Source organism: Ruegeria sp. C12, from assembly GCF_056537745.1.
This window is the reverse complement of sequence record NZ_JBQFSA010000009.1, coordinates 131,697-148,451: the sequence shown is the minus strand read 5'-3', so window position 1 is coordinate 148,451 and position 16,755 is coordinate 131,697. Positions and strand designations below refer to the sequence as shown.

Sequence of the window (16,755 nt, the reverse complement as noted above, 5' to 3'; positions counted from 1 at the left end):
ACGCATTATGGCAGGCCACTCCAAATGGGCCAATATCCAGCACCGCAAGGGACGTCAGGACGCCGCGCGGTCCAAACTGTTTTCCAAACTGTCGAAAGAGATCACCGTGGCCGCCAAGATGGGCGACCCCGATCCCGACAAGAACCCGCGCCTGCGTCTGGCGGTGAAAGAGGCCAAGTCGAACTCGGTCCCCAAGGACGTGATCGACCGCGCGATCAAGAAATCGGTCGCGGGTGAAGGCGATGAATACGAAGAAATCCGGTATGAGGGCTACGGCCCCAATGGTGTTGCCGTGATTGTCGAGACGATGACGGATAACCGCAACCGGACGGCCTCGACCGTGCGCTCGACGTTTTCGAAGAATGGCGGCAATCTGGGTGAGACCGGCTCGGTCGGGTTCATGTTCGACCGCAAGGGTGAGGTTGTCTATCAGGCGGACGCAGGCGACGCGGATACCATTTTCGAAGCCGCGATCGAGGCCGGGGCCGAAGATGTCGAAAGCTCGGAAGACGGTCACATCATCTGGTGCGCGGATACCGATTTGAACGACGTGTCCAACGCGCTGGAAGAGGCGCTGGGTGAATCCGAATCCACCAAGCTGGTCTGGAAACCCACGACCACAACCGAACTTGGTCTGGAAGACATGCAAAAGCTGATGAAACTGGTCGATGCGCTGGAAGACGATGATGACGTGCAGCGCGTCACAACCAATTTCGAAGCGACTGATGAGGTCATGGCGCAGCTCTGACCCTTTCAACCCGATTGGTGTTGGGCCCGGCCAGTTTGGCCGGGCTTTTTTGTTTCGGGCATTTCACGGGATGCTTGGTCAAGGCCCGGGAACGCAATAGTCTGGGGGCCTGACAAAGCAACCGGGACGGGCCCGCAGGCTGGCTGCGTGGCTTGGGATTTTGACAAGCATGGCAAAAGACCCATCAGATCTGGCAAGGCGAAACGTTCCGGTTTTGGCGGGGCAGAGCATTCTGTCTCAGGTCGCCTGGACGTTGGGAAGCCCATCCGTTGTTCTGCCGTTTCTGGCGGTGTCTTTTGAATTGCCGATGTTCGTCGCCGGGGCTTTGGTCTCGGTTCGGATGGTCGGCAGCATGATCGCCGATTTTTTCCTGGCCCGAACCATTGCCGCCCAGACGCAGAAAAAGCGCGGGATCGCGATGACCGAGGTTGCAATTGGCGCCTGCCTGTTGATCGCCATAGCTGTGGCGGCGACGGGATTGGTGCCCCTGATCGCGGTTGCATTCATTTCGATCTTTTTCCTGATCGGTCTGTTCGATGAGATCCAAAACCTGATGTATACGGATCTGATCGGGGATCATGTTCAGTCCAAATCCCGAATGCTGATGCATTACCTGCAACTGGGTGCAGGCGGTTTGGGCGCAATTGGGCTGGCATTGCTGGTCCACGAAATCACCAAGGACAACCCGCCCTTTTCCCGCCATTCTGCCGTTATTGCCGTTTCGGTCACGTTCTTCCTGCTGTCCGGCCTGTCGATCCTTGCCATGGCCGAGATTGGTCAGGCTATACAGGGCAAAGGCACTGAAAAATCGACACCGAAACTGTCGCTGAGGGCCAATATCCAATCCGTTCTCAGCATGTTTCAACATCAGTGGTTCCGGCGCTATCTGGTCATGCGGATGCCGCTGGTTGTTGTCTCGCTATCTGTGCCCTTCTTCGCGTTGATCGCGGCCGAGGCGCATCACAGTTCGGCCAAAGGGCTGACGGCGATGATTGTGTCGTCGGCGTCGGGATATCTGGTCTCGGCCCCGCTTTGGCAGATCGTGAACATGAAATCTCATCGCGCGGTGATGGTGGCCGGAACGCTGATGGTGGCGGCGACGGGGATCATCCTGCTGGGGTTTCACTATCTTGGTATCGATCACGAGGTTCACCTGCACGCGATTGCGTTGTTCATCGTCACGGTCGCGGTGACCGGGATCAGCAGCGCCCGCAAGCTGTACTTTCTGGATGTCGCGCCGAAAGAGCAGCGCGTTCAGGGGTCAGCCGCGATCAAAAGCATCGTGCGCCTGACCGCCGTTGCCGTATCCGCCGCCCTTGCAGGCGTTGCGCATCTGCATGAGGTGTCGCTGGCGGTCGCCTTCATCGTGTTGTGCAGTTTGATCGCCGCGGTGGCCTGTTACCGTGTGGTTTTGCCGAAAGAGGCACAGGTTGCGCCAGGCAGCGCAACCGGCACCTGATCCAAGATCGAGTTGCTTAGAAGAAGGAGGAAATCTCCTCCAGCGGCTTTTTCAACTTGGCCACAGCCGGAACCGTCGCACTGTTCGACGGGTGCCCGACCGCGATGATCATCGTGGGCTTTTCCGAGGCCGGACGCCCCAAAGCGTCGTTGAGGAATTTCATGGGATTGGGCGTGTGCGTCAGGGTGGATAACCCCGCGTGGTGCAAGGCGGCCAGCAAAAAGCCGGTGGCGATGTTGACGCTTTCGGGAACGTAGTAGTTCTTGTAGCGCGTCCCGTCCTCGAACTCACCCCAGCGCTGGGCGAACACCACGATCAGCCAGGGGGCGATGGTCAGGTGCTCTTTGACGGCGTCGGTGCCGATGGGTTCCAGCGCCTTGATCCACTCATCGCTTGCACCGCCATCGTAGAACCGGCGCTCTTCTTCTTCTGCCTCTTCGCGGATGCGCTGTTTCAGGGCAGGGTCGGAAATGGCCGCGAAATGCCAGGGTTGATGGTTCGCACCAGAGGGCGCGGAACCCGCCGTACGCAGGCAGGTCTCGATCACCTGTTTTTCAACCGCTCGATCTGTGAAGTCGCGGACCGAGTGGCGCTGCCGCATCTTGTCATAGAAGGCCTGCGCCGCCTCCTGCATCTGTGCGTCTGTGATATCGCAGCGGTCGGGCAGGGGAATGGGATCATAGCTGAGAGCGTCGCGTGAAAACATAAAGTTACTCCGAAGGTTTCCCTTTTATCCGGCGGTCAGCGACAGAGATCAAGACTTTGGCAGCAGCGTGTTTGACTGCCCGGGTCAACGGGGCCAGCGCCGGGGCCAGAACGCGCCTGACCTGCCAGGTCAGCGCAATGTCCAGCGGCGCGTCCAGGACAATCGGCTGCAAGCGCCCATCTGATATGGGGCCGCGCACAAGGGGTTCGGGGTTCATGCCCCAGCCGATCCCCGCAATCGCCGCATCGACGAACCCATGGGATGACGGCAAAAAATGTGACGGAGGAGAAATGCGGCGACTGGTCCGCCCGGCAATCCACGCCTTTTGCAGCCCGTCCTTGCGATTGAACACAAGGTTGGGCGCCGCGCTGAGGGATTCGGCATCGACACCGTCGCGAAACCAGCGTCGGATGAAGTCCGGGCTGGCAGTTGGCAGGTATCGCATGGCCCCAAGCTCGACCGCGTCGCAGCCCGTGACCGGCTGGCCGCCCACGGTGATCGCCGCGCTGACTTCGCCCCGGCGCAGCCACTCGGCAGAATGGTCCTGATCGTCGATGACCAGATCGAACAGCAAGCCCGGTGCGCTGGCCATCGCACCCACGAACCACGTGGCCAGAACATCTGCCGGAATCGCCACCCGAACACGTGCCGGATCGGTGCCTTGATCCAGCGTGAGCTCGCGGGCCAGCTGCGCCTCTAGCAGTCCGATATCCTCGGCATATTGTGCGATGCGCAGGCCAGCCGGTGTGCCGGTGCAGGGTGTCCCCCGGTTGATCAGCGCCGCGCCGATGCGATCCTCCAGCGCTTTGATCCGTTGCGAGATCGCCGAAGGCGTCACCGCCAGCACGTTTGCAGCGGCATCAAAGCTGCCATGGCGCAGAATGGCGGACAAAGCCGACAGATGGTTGGGATCAAGTAGCATTAGCCAGATTTAATTCGCTTCAGCATCTTTAATTTGATAGAACGCCCCGCGACCGCTAGTCAACGCCTCGCAACAGCAGGAGGCCCCATGTCGACAACCCTCATCGCCGGATTTGTACTCAGCTTCAGCCTGATTCTTGCCATCGGGGCGCAAAACGCCTTCATCCTGCGGCAGGGTGTGCGGCGCGAGCATGTGTTTGTCCTGTGCCTGACTTGCGGGGTCTCTGACGCGATCCTGATTGCAGCGGGTGTGGCGGGGTTTGGTTCGTTGGCAAAGGCAATGCCCTGGTTCGAACCCGTCATGCGGTACGGCGGGGCCGCGTTTCTGACCTGGTACGGGCTGCGCAGCTTTCTGTCGGCCTGGCGAGGTGGCGCGGCATTGGAGGCAGGCAATGGTCAACGCACCAGCCTGCGCAGCGCGTTGCTGACAGTGTTGGCCTTCACCTGGCTGAATCCGCATGTTTATCTGGATACGGTTGTCCTGATCGGTTCGATTTCGGCGCAATATGACGACCGGCTGAGCTTTGCGGTCGGGGCCATTCTGTCCAGCTTTGTGTTCTTCTTTTCCCTTGGCTACGGGGCCCGAATTCTGTCCCCGCTTTTTGCACGTCCTCGGGCCTGGCAGGTGCTGGATGTCCTTATCGGTCTGGTCATGCTGAGTATCGCTTTGAAACTTGTTATCATGTGAAGGGTTGTTCCCGACCGGGTTTCAGTGTTCAACCAAAGCCATGACCACCCTTGCCGTTTCATCCCGCCCGATCGCAGGCATGTTCTGGATGTTTTCCGCCGGGCTGTGCTTTGTTGTCATGACCGCGCTGGTGAAATCGCTCGGTTCGACGATGGACCCCATTCAGGCGGCGTTTCTGCGCTATGCGCTGGGGCTTGTGTTTCTGCTGCCCGCCTTGCGATCCATCTTGGCCACCCGTCTCAGCAAACGTGATCTGACGCTGTTCGGGCTACGCGGCGTGATCCATGCGGGCGCAGTGATGCTGTGGTTCTATGCGATGACCCAGATCCCATTGGCCGAAGTTACCGCAATGAACTACATGACGCCGGTTTACGTCACTCTTGGGGCTGCGCTGTTTTTGGGCGAAAAACTCGCCTTTCGCCGGATCGCTGCCATTCTGGTCGCGGTGGTGGGCGTGCTTATCATCCTGCGCCCCGGATTCCGAGAGGTCTCGACCGGGCACATAGCGATGATCGGTACCGCTCTGACGCTGGGCGGGTCTTACCTGTTGGCCAAGCTGCTGGTGCGCGACATCCCGCCCTCGGTCGTGGTGGCGCATTTGTCGATCTGGACGACGCTGGCTTTGATCCCTTTCGCCATTGCGGTCTGGAGCGCGCCCAGCCTGCGCGACATCGGTGTTCTGTTCCTGATCGCCACTTTCGCCACTGCCGGGCATTATTTCATGACGCTTGCCTTGCAGGCGGCCCCGGTTGCGGTGACGCAGCCGGTAACGTTCCTGCAACTGATCTGGGCGACCTTGCTGGGCGCCGCTGTGTTTCACGAAGGCGTTGACGTGTGGGTGGTGGCTGGTGGTACGTTGATCCTTGCGGCGGTCAGTTTCATTTCCTGGCGCGAATTTGTGCTGAACCGCCGCGACGTGACCCCACCCAGCATCGCGACCAAGCTGTAACCCGGCGCGGCTTCGTTATTGATTGACGAGTCAATAAAAACGCCCTAGCTTTGGCGTGTAGCGCCAGTTCAGGGGGTAGGGATGCCGAAAGTCGGAATGGAACCAATCCGTCGCGATGCGATTGTCCGTGCCACGATCGCCGAGCTTGGCGTGAAGAAATCCCTGGACGTCACGGTCAGCCAGATCGCCAAGCGGGCGGGCATGTCCAGCGCGTTGGCCCATCACTATTTCGGTGGCAAGGACCAGATCTTTCTGGCGGCCATGCGACAGATTCTGTCGGATTTCGGGGCCGAGGCACGGGCCGAGCTCAAAGCTGCCGCCCCGACCGAGCGCGCGCAGGCCATTATCCGCGCCTGTTTTGCCCCTTCGTGTTTCTCGCCGGATGTGATCGCCGCCTGGATGACATTCTATGTTCTCGCGCAGACCAATGATGATGCGCTGCGGTTGTGGAAGATCTATCAGGCGCGGATCCGGTCGAACCTGATCGTCGGGCTGCGGCCCTTGCTCGACGATCCGGTGGCTGCTGCGGAAGACATGACCGCGCTGATCGACGGGCTATATATCCGCGCGGCGCTCAGCGCGCCCGAAGACCCGCAACTGGCCGTGAACCATGCGATGCGTGTCCTCAACACTCTGCTCGAGGCTGAAAAATGACAAACCCGAACATTCTGATCCTGATGGTGGATCAGCTGAACGGAACCCTCTTCCCCGATGGTCCCGCGGAATGGCTTCATGCACCGAACCTGAAAAAGCTGGCCGAACGTTCGACCCGGTTTGCCAATGCGTATACGGCGTCCCCGCTTTGCGCGCCGGGGCGAGCGAGCTTCATGTCCGGTCAGTTGCCCTCGCGCACGGGGGTATATGACAACGCCGCTGAGTTTCGTAGCGATATCCCCACCTATGCGCACCACCTGCGCCGGGCGGGCTATTACACCTGCCTGTCGGGCAAGATGCATTTCGTCGGCCCCGACCAGTTGCACGGGTTCGAGGATCGCCTGACCACCGACATCTACCCCGCCGATTTCGGCTGGACCCCTGATTATCGCAAACCGGGCGAACGCATCGACTGGTGGTACCACAACATGGGCTCGGTCACAGGCGCGGGCGTGGCCGAAATCTCGAACCAGATGGAATATGATGATGAGGTCGCCTACAACGCCAAGGCCAAGCTTTACGATCTGGCCCGGGGCAAGGATGAGCGCCCGTGGTGCGTGACCGTCAGCTTTACCCATCCGCACGATCCGTATGTGGCGCGCCGGAAATACTGGGATCTCTATGAGGATTGCGAGCACCTGCTGCCCGAGGTCGCAGACCTTGGCTATGACAATCAGGATCCGCATTCGCAGCGCATTTTCGATGCCAATGACTGGCGCAGCTTTGACATTACCGAAGAGAACATCCGCAAGTCCCGCCGGGCCTATTTCGCCAACATCTCGTATCTTGACGACAAGATCGGCGAAATCCTTGAGGTACTGGAAAGCACCCGGCAAGAGGCGATCATCATGTTTGTCTCGGATCACGGTGATATGCTGGGCGAGCGTGGTCTTTGGTTCAAAATGACCTTCTACGAAGGTTCGGCACGTGTACCGCTTATGATTTCCGCGCCGGACCTGCCTGCCGGACGGATCGATACGCCGGTTTCGACCATCGACGTCACGCCGACCTTAGGCGCATTAGCAGGCGTGGATATGGCCGAGATCGCGCCCTGGACCGATGGCGAAAACCTTGTGCCGCTGGCGCAGGGCGAGGAACGCACCACACCGGTGGCAATGGAATACGCGGCCGAGGCGTCTTATGCGCCGCTGGTGTCGCTGCGCTATGGCAAATGGAAATACAACCGCTGCGCGCTGGACCCGGACCAACTGTTTGATCTGGAAAACGACCCGCAGGAATTGACCAATCTGGCGGGCAATCCGGAACACGCAGGCACGTTGCAAACCCTGCGCGCCAAATCCGAGGCACGCTGGGATCTCGACCGGTTCGATGCTGATGTCCGCGCCAGTCAGGCCCGCCGCTGGGTGGTTTACGAGGCGTTGCGGCAGGGCGGTTATTACCCCTGGGATTACCAGCCGCTGCAAAAGGCCTCGGAACGCTACATGCGCAACCACATGGATCTGAACATCGTCGAGGAAAGCCAGCGCTTCCCGCGCGGCGAATAACCTCTTCATCTTTTTGAAAATACTCCCGCCGGAGGCGAATTGATTATGCGACGGATAATCTGGGCTGGCGGGCAAAGGAGACCCGAAAATGGAAGCTGATTTCGTCATTGTGGGTGCCGGTTCCGCCGGTTGCGCGATGGCCTATCGCCTGAGCGAGGCCGGGGCCTCGGTTCTGGTGATCGAGCATGGTGGCACGGATGCCGGACCGTTCATCCAGATGCCCGCCGCGCTGAGCTACCCGATGAATATGTCGCGTTATGACTGGGGCTTTAGCTCGGAACCCGAGCCACATCTGAACAACCGCCGTCTGGCTTGCCCGCGTGGCAAGGTGATTGGCGGGTCGTCCTCGATCAACGGCATGGTCTATGTGCGCGGCCATGCGCGCGACTTTGACACCTGGGCGGAAATGGGGGCCGATGGTTGGTCCTATGCCGATGTGCTGCCCTATTACAAACGGATGGAGACCTGGCACGATGGCGGCCATGGGGGCGATCCCGAATGGCGCGGTACGGATGGTCCGCTGCATGTCTCGCGCGGTCCCCGCGAAAACCCGCTGTTCCAGGCTTTTGTAGATGCAGGTCGGCAAGCGGGATACCAAGTCACGGGCGACTATAATGGCGAAAAGCAGGAAGGCTTTGGCCCGATGGAGCAGACCGTCTGGAAAGGGCGGCGCTGGTCGGCGGCGAATGCTTATCTGCGGCCTGCGCTCAAACGGGACAATTGCGAAATCATCCGCGGTCTGGCGGCGCGTGTGGTGATGGAAAACGGACGCGCCACCGGTGTCGAGCTGGTGCGTGGGGGAAAGACCGAAATTATCCGCGCCCGGCGCGAAGTGGTTCTGGCCGCATCGTCGATCAACTCTCCCAAACTGCTGATGCTGTCGGGGATCGGCCCTGCGGCCCATCTGGCCGAGCATGGGATCGATGTGGTCGCAGATCGCCCCGGCGTGGGTGCGAACCTTCAGGATCATCTGGAGCTTTATATCCAGCAGGCCTCGCTGCAGCCGATCACGCTGTACAAGCATTGGAATCTGATCAGCAAAGGGCTGATCGGGGCGCAATGGCTGTTCACCAAAACCGGGCTTGGTGCCTCGAACCAGTTCGAAAGCGCGGCCTTTGTCCGGTCGAAACCGGGTGTGGAGTATCCCGATATTCAGTACCACTTCCTGCCTATGGCTGTTCGGTACGACGGGCAGGCAGCGGCCGAGGGGCATGGGTTCCAGGCGCATGTCGGTCCGATGCGCTCACCCTCGCGCGGGGCAGTTACCTTGCGGTCGAGCAGGCCCGAGGATGCGCCTGTTATCCGGTTCAATTACATGAGCCACGAAGAGGATTGGGAGGATTTCCGAACCTGCATCCGCTTGACCCGCGAAATCTTTGGTCAGGATGCCTTTAAGCCCTATGCGGGGAAAGAAATTCAGCCGGGCGCAGATGTTCAAAGTGATGAGGAATTGAACGGCTTCATCGCGGAACATGCCGAAAGCGCCTATCACCCCTGCGGCACCTGTCGGATGGGGCGGGCGGACGACAAGATGTCCGTTGTCGATCCTGAGGGTCGCGTCATCGGTGTGGACGGTTTGCGCGTCGCCGACAGCTCGGTTTTCCCGCAGATCACAAACGGCAACCTGAATGCGCCGTCGATCATGGTTGGCGAAAAAGTCTCGGACCACCTGCTGGGTAAAGACGCGTTGCCGAAGGCCAATGATCGCCCTTGGATTCACCCGCAATGGGCCATTGCGCAGCGGTGATTTGATCCGCGTCAAAGCGGGGTGGGGCAGCGTCCGGTAGATGTGACTCGCAATGACATAATTCAGGAGCGAACAGGAATGTCCCACACCCCGCATGAACTGGCCGAAGAGTTTCCGGACAAGGTCGAATTGATGAGCCAGCTCAAGCAATCGGACGCGCATTTCGCCCGGCTGGCCGAGGAATATCACGAGATCAATCGCGTCGTGCATCGGGCCGAAACCAATATCGAGCCGATGGAAGATCTGGCTGAGGGTGAGATGCGCAAGAAACGCGCGGCCCTAAAAGACGAGATCTGGGCGATTCTTTCAAAAGCCTGAGCCATGTGGCGGGGGCTCTGCCCCCGTCGCGGCAGGCCGCGACTCCCCCGGGATATTTTCAGCCAGGTGAAGTTCAGGTGACCTGATAGGGCAGGGTGCCGCGGGTATGGGTGTCGATGGTGAGGCGACGTTCCAACGGCGGGACCGAGCGCTGGTGGCAGGTTTGCCGCTCGCAGATGCGGCAGGAAATGCCGATGGGCTCATAAGCGCTGGCGTTGTTGATGTCGAGGTTGTCGGCATAGACTAGGGCTTGGGCGTGGCGCACCTCGCACCCCAATGCAATGGCATAGCGGCGGACGGGCGCGCCATAAGATCCGCCCGATTTCGAAACATCTGTGGCCAATGAGATGTAGCGGACGCCATCCGGCGTTTCCGCAAGTTGCAACAGGAAGTGACCGGGTGTCTCAAACGCGCGGTGAACATTCCACAGAGGGCAGGCGCCGCCGAAACGCGCAAATTGCAGCCGCGTGGCCGAGTGGCGTTTGGTGATTGTTCCGGCCTGATCGACGCGTACGAAGAAGAACGGGATACCCTTCGCGCCGGGTCTTTGAAGTGTGGACAGGCGGTGGGCGATTTGTTCGATTGATGCGCCGAACCGGGTGCTGAGCAATTCCAGATCGTGTCGGTAATCCTGTGCGGCGGCCAGAAATTTGGCATAGGGCATCAGGGATGCGCCTGCAAAGAAATTGGCTAGTCCGATTTTGGCGATCGAGCGCGCCTCTTCGCTTTGGAATTTGGCGAAATCCAGTGTGGCTTCGAGGAGCTTGTCCTGGCTGATCAGGGCCACTTGCAGCAGCAGTTGAAAAACCTGCGTCTGTGGTGCGGTCCGTGAGGACAGGCGCAACGTTTTGCTTTCGGCGTCATAGACGCGCAGGTCCTCGATATCGGAAAAGACGACCTGAATCCCGCGCTCAGACAGGCTGCTGAGGGCGGCTTCTCGTATGCCGCCCGGCTCTTCTGCGCGGTTGGCGAACAGTTCGGCAGCGCGGTCGACGGCGTCGATATAGTTGTCGCAATAATGGAAGAAATCCCGCACTTCTTCCCAGGGGCTGGCCTGTGTGCTGGCATCCTCGCGCCCCAATGCTTCGTCCAGCGATGCCAGACGTTCGTGGGTTTGGCGATAGGTGCGGTGCAGTTCGATAAAGGCGCGGGCCAGAGCGGGGGCGTTCGAAGCCGTCAGGCGAAGATCGGCCAGCGGCGGGACCGCGTCGGCAAAGACCGGATCGGCCAGCGCCTCGCGCATGTCCGAGACGAGGCGTTCGCTGTCACCGGTGCTGAGCTCGGTGACGTCCATGCCGAATTCCTGCGCAAGCGCCAGAACCACCGTGGTCGAGATCGGGCGGTTGTTGTTCTCCATCTGATTGAGGTAGGGCAGCGAGACGCCGAGCTTTGCGGCGAATTCCCGTTGTGTCAGGGACAATCGTGTGCGCATCTCGCGCAGTTTTGCACCGGCGTAGAGTTTCTGGGTGGCCATGGAGTGCCTTTGCAACTTTACTTTTGTTGCAGGCTAACTTTGCAAACCCACAATGGCAAGCGATGTTAAAGGCCCAATTGCCGCTCGCGCCAGATCACAGTGCAGATCGCGCAGATGGCCAGGATGGCGGTGGTCAGCATCAGCCAAAGCAGCGGCATAGCGCCCGATTCCACGGTCAGCAATGCGCCGGCCAGCGCGCTCAGGCCGGCCCCGCCGCCCAGCATGATTGCCCCGCTGAGGCCCGAGGCCGTGGCCGCCAGATGCGGGCGCACGGACAGGGCGCCGGATGTGGCGTTCGGGATTGTCATGCCGTTGCCGATGCCCACAAAAGTCATGAAACTGAAAAAGCTAAGCGCAGTTCCCATCCCGGTCAGAAAAATGACTGCAGAAATGGCGACGCCGGTTGCATTCAGAATGCTGCCCCACAGAACCATACGGTTGACGCCAAAGCGGACGGAAAACCGACCGCTGAGGAAATTGCCGAGGAAATACCCGACGGCAGGCGCGCCAAAGTAAATGCCGACCTCGGCCGCGCTCAGGTCAAAAACCTCGGTTCCGATGAAAGGTGCGCCACCGAGATAGGCAAAGAATGCGCCCGACGAAAACGCTGAAGACAGCGAATAGCCCCAGAAGCGGGGGGATTTCAGAAGCTCGGGGTATTCGCGGAATTGCTGGATCAGAGTTTTGCCGCTTTTGGCCGAGGTCTCGCCGAAGTCCACATATGTCAAAAGAAGCGTAAGTGCGCCCAAGGCAAATGGCAGCCAGAAATTGGCCTTCCAGCCAAAGGTCTCTTCGAGCAACCCGCCAATGGCGGGACCGATCATCGGAACCACCGCCATGCCCATTGTGACATAGCCGATCATCGATGCGGCTTGGTCCTGATCGTACAGATCCCGCACGGCTGCCCGGCTGAGGACCATTCCCACAACAACCACCGCCTGACACATGCGGAAGGCCAGAAATATCTCGGCAGTTGGAGCGAAAATACAGCCCAGCGTGGCCAGCAGGAACAGCGACAGTCCCCACAGAAGAACCGGTCTGCGCCCCGCCTTGTCAGCCAGCGGGCCAAGGAGGATTTGCAGGACAGCGTTCACCAGCAGGTACAGCGCGATGGACAGTTGCATGACCTTGTAATCGGTCTCGAAATGCAGTGCCATGTTCGGCAGGCTGGGCAGAAACAGGTTCATGCTGAGCGCGGCGAGGCCAGACAGCAAGACAAGTGTGCCGATCTTTGGGGGTGTGCGGCGGACCGCTGACGTTCTGAACTGCATAGTTCACATGTATAGCTGCGGTTCCGAGGAATGCCAGACGGGTGCTGCCGCCACGTCAGCAATTTGCACTTTTACAGTTTTCCAAAATGCAGTTGCCAAAACTTTGCAAATTTGCCGAAAAGGGCTTTGGTCGGATCACAACTGCATATACTGTCCGTCCAAATTTAATAGGGGATACGCGCCATGAAAGACATCCTTTCCGAGCTTGAAGACCGTCGCGAAGCCGCCCGTTTGGGTGGTGGGCAAAAGCGAATTGATGCACAGCACGGGCGTGGCAAACTGACCGCGCGCGAGCGGATCGAACTGTTGCTGGATGAAGGCAGCTTTGAAGAGTTCGACATGTTTGTCAGCCATCGCTGCACAGATTTTGGGATGGATAAACAAAAGCCTGCCGGTGACGGTGTGGTGACCGGCTGGGGCACGATCAATGGCCGTATGGTCTATGTGTTCAGCCAGGATTTCACCGTGTTCGGCGGCTCTCTGTCTGAAACGCACGCTCAGAAGATCTGCAAGATCATGGATATGGCGGTGCAGAACGGCGCGCCGATCATCGGCATCAACGATTCGGGCGGTGCGCGAATCCAGGAAGGTGTTGCCTCGCTTGCCGGTTACGCCGAAGTGTTCCAGCGCAACATCACGGCCTCGGGCGTTGTGCCGCAGATCAGCGTGATCATGGGCCCCTGTGCCGGTGGCGCGGTGTACAGCCCGGCGATGACGGACTTTATCTTCATGGTAAAGGATTCGTCCTACATGTTCGTCACCGGCCCCGACGTGGTGAAAACCGTCACCAACGAGGTCGTGACCGCCGAGGAACTGGGTGGCGCATCGACCCACACCAAGAAATCGTCCGTCGCGGACGGCGCATTCGAAAACGATGTCGAGGCGCTGGCCGAGGTGCGTCGTCTGGTCGATTTCCTGCCGCTCAACAACCGCGAGAAGCCGCCGGTTCGCCCGTTCTTTGATGAACCGGACCGCGTCGAGAAATCGCTGGACACGTTGGTCCCGGACAATCCGAACACGCCCTATGACATGAAAGAGCTGATCACCAAGATCGCGGATGAGGGTGACTTCTACGAAATTCAGGAAGATTTCGCCAAGAACATCATCACCGGTTTCATCCGCCTCGAAGGGCAGACGGTTGGCGTTGTGGCCAACCAGCCGATGGTTCTGGCCGGGTGTCTGGACATTGATAGCTCGCGCAAGGCCGCGCGGTTCGTGCGCTTCTGCGACTGTTTCGAGATCCCGATCCTGACTCTGGTCGACGTGCCGGGCTTCCTTCCCGGGACGCAGCAGGAATATAGCGGCATCATCAAGCACGGGGCCAAGCTGCTGTACGCGTATGGCGAAGCAACCGTGCCGAAGGTCACCGTGATCACCCGTAAGGCCTATGGCGGTGCTTATGTGGTTATGGCGTCCAAGCACCTGCGGGGCGATTTCAACTATGCCTGGCCCACCGCTGAAATCGCCGTGATGGGCGCCAAGGGCGCGACCGAGATCATCCATCGCGCCGATCTGGACGATGCCGACAAGACGGCGCAGCATGTGGCGGACTATGAAGACCGCTTTGCGAATCCGTTCGTGGCGGCCGAGCGTGGCTTTGTCGATGAGGTGATCATGCCGCAATCGACCCGTCGCCGGGTGTCGCGCGCATTCGCCAGCCTGCGCGGCAAGCAGCTGAAGAACCCGTGGAAAAAGCACGACAATATTCCGTTGTAAGCCTACGGGGTGGGGCAACCCACCCCATCCGGCCCTTGGCCGGGTAACGCGAAAAACAGGTCAGAACTCACCGCCAAATGAGGCAGGTTTGACAATAGCCGATAAATAGTTAAATGATCCGTCCCACCAGACATAGAACCGCGCAGGCCAACAGCACTGCGCGCGCGACTCCGGAAGGAGGAGCCTGCCGTCGGTGGGTCCGGGGTCGCGCCATTGGTCTGGTCTTGTCCGTTCTTGGCACCGCAACCTTTGCGCAATCCGACGTAACCTTGCCGGTTCCGTCAGGGCAGCCGGTGCACCTGAACGATGTCTTGCTGGACAATAACCCCGGAGAGCTGTGGGTGCGGTTCCGGTTCATCGCTCCGAAGATCGGCGCGACGGTGGGACGGATCGGATATGATGTGGCATCGCAGGACATGGCGCATCTGTGCCAGACGCTGGCGGTGGCCTATGTTGCGCAGCATGGATTGGACCCGGCGCTGGTGATCATTTCGCTGGCCGATCGCCCGATCGAGTTCGGCAACACGGCACCGGATGCCACGCAATTCTTCGAAGCCTACAGGCTGGAATCGTCAGATTGCATCTGGGAGGGGCTTTGATCATGTCCTTCGGGTTTCGCGACCTCAGCGCGCCGCAGGCCAAAGCTGCCATATTCGGGGTGCGCCGCATGAAAGCGCCCCATAAAGGCTGTGTTATTTCCCGTCTCGGTGCTACCCGGGGCACGGAGGTAACGACATGCTGAAACATCGTGGATTCCCCGGACGTCTGGCCGGGACAGATTTTCAATTCACCATCCGCCGCGCCAACCCCAAGGGCGTGACGCCGATCACACGGCGCGAGCGGTTTCGGGATCGCAAACCGGCGGACCGGCGGGCTGATGCGGCGTTCATGGAAGCGCTGTGGCACCATTTCGGAGATCAGCCGTTTGAACGCGGCAACCTGGATGCAGGCCGGTTAAGCTGGCTGTTCGGGCGCGAGGTTGTTCCGGCGGAAGATCCGTTTGATCCGGCAAGCTATGATGCGCTGCTGGTGATCGACCCGGATGCGGCGCGTGCGTCGTTCCCTGATCTGTTTGGAGCGGCCTGATCATGCAGAGGCCGATGCCGCATAATCTCGTCCGGTGTGGCAAGACCCCGCCCAGAAATGGGCGAGGCCGATTTGCGGTATCAGAAGTTCAGCTGGGCGGCGACTTGTACCCGGCTGCCATCGAAGGTGTCGCCGGAATTCACGTCATTCCGCTCACCGTAGATGTACTCGGCGCTGAGCGTCAGGTTGTCGGTGGCCTTGTAGAAGGCGTTGACGTGGATCGTCTCAAGTTCGGTGAAGGCCAGATCGCCGGTCGAGGTGGGGAGGTCGTAATCCTCGCGACCGTAGGCGATGCCGACATTCCACTTCGGGCTCAGATCCTGCCGGAACTCTATCGTGTAGCCGTCGACATCGTTGGCCTGCCCGCCGACGATTGGATCACCAAGGCCGATCAGGTAGGGGCCAAGCGCTTCGCCGGTCACGTAGTTGACTTGGAACAAGCCGCCCTGCCACGGACGGATCGAACCGGACAGTGTAAAGCCGGTCTGATCCACCTCGACGCTACCGGACTCAGCCTTGCCGTAGAGCGCCGACGCACGCGCGATGTACTTGCCATCATTGTACTCCACCGCACCGGTCAGAACCGGATCGTCCGAGTTCGAGCCGCCTACGTTCTCTTCAACAGACACTGCGAAAGTAGTGTTCGCGCCAATGGTGTTCGTGTAGCGCACTTGGGGTACGCGAGCGAACGGAATACCAACCGGACCGTTGAATTCGACCGAGGTAGGATAGGTGTCCAGCGGCTGGAAGTTTGTCCAGTACTGACCGATGAGCCAATGATCACCAATGGTGATGTTCGCGTGACGCAGGCGAAGCTCAGCAGCGCCGCCACTGGCAAACAAGTCCAGTTCCAACTGACCTCCGATTTCGCCGATGCTGGTGGGGGTGCTTGTCCGCAAACCGATACGCGATTGGCGGATCGTGGCGCCAAACGTTCCGTCAGTAGCCGCAGAAGGCTCACCGATGACGTTCACAAAAGCCGTGTCTCCCTGATCGAAATCGAAATCGTAGAAGAAGTCGGCTTTGACGTATCCGTAGACGTCCAGAGTGGTGTTTCCGATTCTGAAGTCGCCGTTGGCGGGGCCGGACTTGTTGGCCTCGAGCGCTTCGACCCGGGCGCGCAGCGCGTCGAGTTCGGCCTGCGAGGCGTCCTGGGCAAAAGCAACCGTGCCGGTCACACAAAGCGCAGAGGCAGCAAGCAGGATTGCCTTGGTTCGTATGGTCTTCATGTAGGTGTTTCCTTGTGTGCGAGTGTGCGCTCGCACCGTTTCACGCAGTTGTTAGTGAAGGAAATCACGAGAATGGGATCGAAAAGCCCAAACTTCTCAAGCAATTGTGCTTTGGTCGCGGAAAATTCTCACGCCAAGGTGAACAGATCGGTCAACCTTATGAATCCGAACGTGTTTCTGCACGACAGCGAGTCATTGGATTGTGATGCTGCTTGTGCGAATAGTCTCAGCCAGAGAGAAAAATGTAACAGCAATGTGACTGCTGATCTCGTGCATTTGGCTGG

Annotated in this window: 16 protein-coding genes; 11 read left to right on the top strand and 5 right to left on the bottom strand. The window is 59.6% G+C overall.

Going from position 1 to position 16,755, the window contains the following annotated elements; translation table 11 throughout:
• The first annotated feature begins 7 nt into the window (after positions 1–7).
• Both ACR0C9_RS17950 and ACR0C9_RS17945 read left to right on the top strand, forming a co-directional pair.
• Positions 8–748, top strand: coding sequence for a YebC/PmpR family DNA-binding transcriptional regulator (locus ACR0C9_RS17950; RefSeq protein WP_170352472.1), 741 nt, complete (start codon positions 8–10; stop codon positions 746–748).
• Positions 749–917: 169 nt separating this feature from the next.
• The gene (locus tag ACR0C9_RS17945; RefSeq protein WP_170454918.1) at positions 918–2,207 is read left to right on the top strand and encodes a permease; all 1,290 of its coding nucleotides are present in this window, start codon (positions 918–920) and stop codon (positions 2,205–2,207) included.
• Between the two features lie 16 nt (positions 2,208–2,223).
• Here the strand turns inward: ACR0C9_RS17945 and ACR0C9_RS17940 are convergent, their stop codons facing one another.
• Positions 2,224–2,913 (bottom strand): nitroreductase family protein, encoded by a 690-nt coding sequence (locus ACR0C9_RS17940; RefSeq protein ID WP_170454915.1) that lies wholly within the window; start codon positions 2,911–2,913, stop codon positions 2,224–2,226.
• A gap of 4 nt (positions 2,914–2,917) precedes the next feature.
• Positions 2,918–3,835 carry a LysR family transcriptional regulator ArgP gene (locus tag ACR0C9_RS17935; protein WP_480781609.1) on the bottom strand — a complete coding sequence of 306 codons (918 nt, stop codon included), beginning with the start codon at positions 3,833–3,835 and terminating at the stop codon, positions 2,918–2,920.
• Between the two features lie 87 nt (positions 3,836–3,922).
• On the opposite strand from ACR0C9_RS17935, the gene ACR0C9_RS17930 reads away from it, so the two are divergent.
• From ACR0C9_RS17930 to ACR0C9_RS17905, 6 genes are all read left to right on the top strand, one after another.
• Positions 3,923–4,522, top strand: a complete 600-nt coding sequence (locus tag ACR0C9_RS17930) for a LysE/ArgO family amino acid transporter (RefSeq protein WP_480626957.1) — start codon at positions 3,923–3,925, stop codon at positions 4,520–4,522.
• A 40-nt stretch (positions 4,523–4,562) separates the two neighbouring features.
• The gene (locus ACR0C9_RS17925) at positions 4,563–5,471 is read left to right on the top strand and encodes a DMT family transporter (protein WP_170519978.1); all 909 of its coding nucleotides are present in this window, start codon (positions 4,563–4,565) and stop codon (positions 5,469–5,471) included.
• A gap of 81 nt (positions 5,472–5,552) precedes the next feature.
• Positions 5,553–6,125: a choline-binding transcriptional repressor BetI gene (gene betI / locus ACR0C9_RS17920; protein WP_170454908.1), complete on the top strand. Its 573-nt coding sequence runs from the start codon at positions 5,553–5,555 to the stop codon at positions 6,123–6,125.
• Positions 6,122–7,630, top strand: a complete 1,509-nt coding sequence (betC, locus tag ACR0C9_RS17915) for a choline-sulfatase (protein ID WP_170519983.1) — start codon at positions 6,122–6,124, stop codon at positions 7,628–7,630. The genes betI and betC overlap by 4 nt, the downstream gene beginning before the upstream one ends.
• 88 nt (positions 7,631–7,718) lie before the next feature.
• Positions 7,719–9,377, top strand: coding sequence for a choline dehydrogenase (betA, locus tag ACR0C9_RS17910; RefSeq protein ID WP_170737516.1), 1,659 nt, complete (start codon positions 7,719–7,721; stop codon positions 9,375–9,377).
• Between the two features lie 78 nt (positions 9,378–9,455).
• A complete protein-coding gene (locus ACR0C9_RS17905; RefSeq protein WP_170454901.1) occupies positions 9,456–9,695 on the top strand; it encodes an HP1242/YdcH family protein in 240 nt (79 codons plus the stop codon).
• Positions 9,696–9,768: 73 nt separating this feature from the next.
• Here ACR0C9_RS17905 and ACR0C9_RS17900 read toward each other — a convergent pair whose 3' ends face one another.
• On the bottom strand, positions 9,769–11,169 hold the full coding sequence (locus ACR0C9_RS17900) for a helix-turn-helix domain-containing protein (protein WP_480781608.1): 1,401 nt from the start codon (positions 11,167–11,169) through the stop codon (positions 9,769–9,771).
• 65 nt (positions 11,170–11,234) lie between these two features.
• The gene (locus ACR0C9_RS17895) at positions 11,235–12,440 is read right to left on the bottom strand and encodes a multidrug effflux MFS transporter (protein ID WP_480781607.1); all 1,206 of its coding nucleotides are present in this window, start codon (positions 12,438–12,440) and stop codon (positions 11,235–11,237) included.
• Between the two features lie 183 nt (positions 12,441–12,623).
• On the opposite strand from ACR0C9_RS17895, the gene ACR0C9_RS17890 reads away from it, so the two are divergent.
• The 3 genes from ACR0C9_RS17890 to ACR0C9_RS17880 all read left to right on the top strand — a co-directional run bounded on the left by ACR0C9_RS17890 (position 12,624) and on the right by ACR0C9_RS17880 (position 15,242).
• Entirely contained in the window at positions 12,624–14,156 is a 1,533-nt protein-coding gene (locus ACR0C9_RS17890; protein ID WP_480781606.1) for an acyl-CoA carboxylase subunit beta, read from the top strand.
• A gap of 113 nt (positions 14,157–14,269) precedes the next feature.
• Entirely contained in the window at positions 14,270–14,755 is a 486-nt protein-coding gene (locus tag ACR0C9_RS17885) for a DUF6497 family protein (protein WP_480781605.1), read from the top strand.
• A gap of 136 nt (positions 14,756–14,891) precedes the next feature.
• On the top strand, positions 14,892–15,242 hold the full coding sequence (locus tag ACR0C9_RS17880; protein WP_170624363.1) for a hypothetical protein: 351 nt from the start codon (positions 14,892–14,894) through the stop codon (positions 15,240–15,242).
• 80 nt (positions 15,243–15,322) lie between these two features.
• Here the strand turns inward: ACR0C9_RS17880 and ACR0C9_RS17875 are convergent, their stop codons facing one another.
• On the bottom strand, positions 15,323–16,471 hold the full coding sequence (locus ACR0C9_RS17875; protein ID WP_480585144.1) for a DcaP family trimeric outer membrane transporter: 1,149 nt from the start codon (positions 16,469–16,471) through the stop codon (positions 15,323–15,325).
• Between the last annotated feature and the right edge of the window lie 284 nt (positions 16,472–16,755).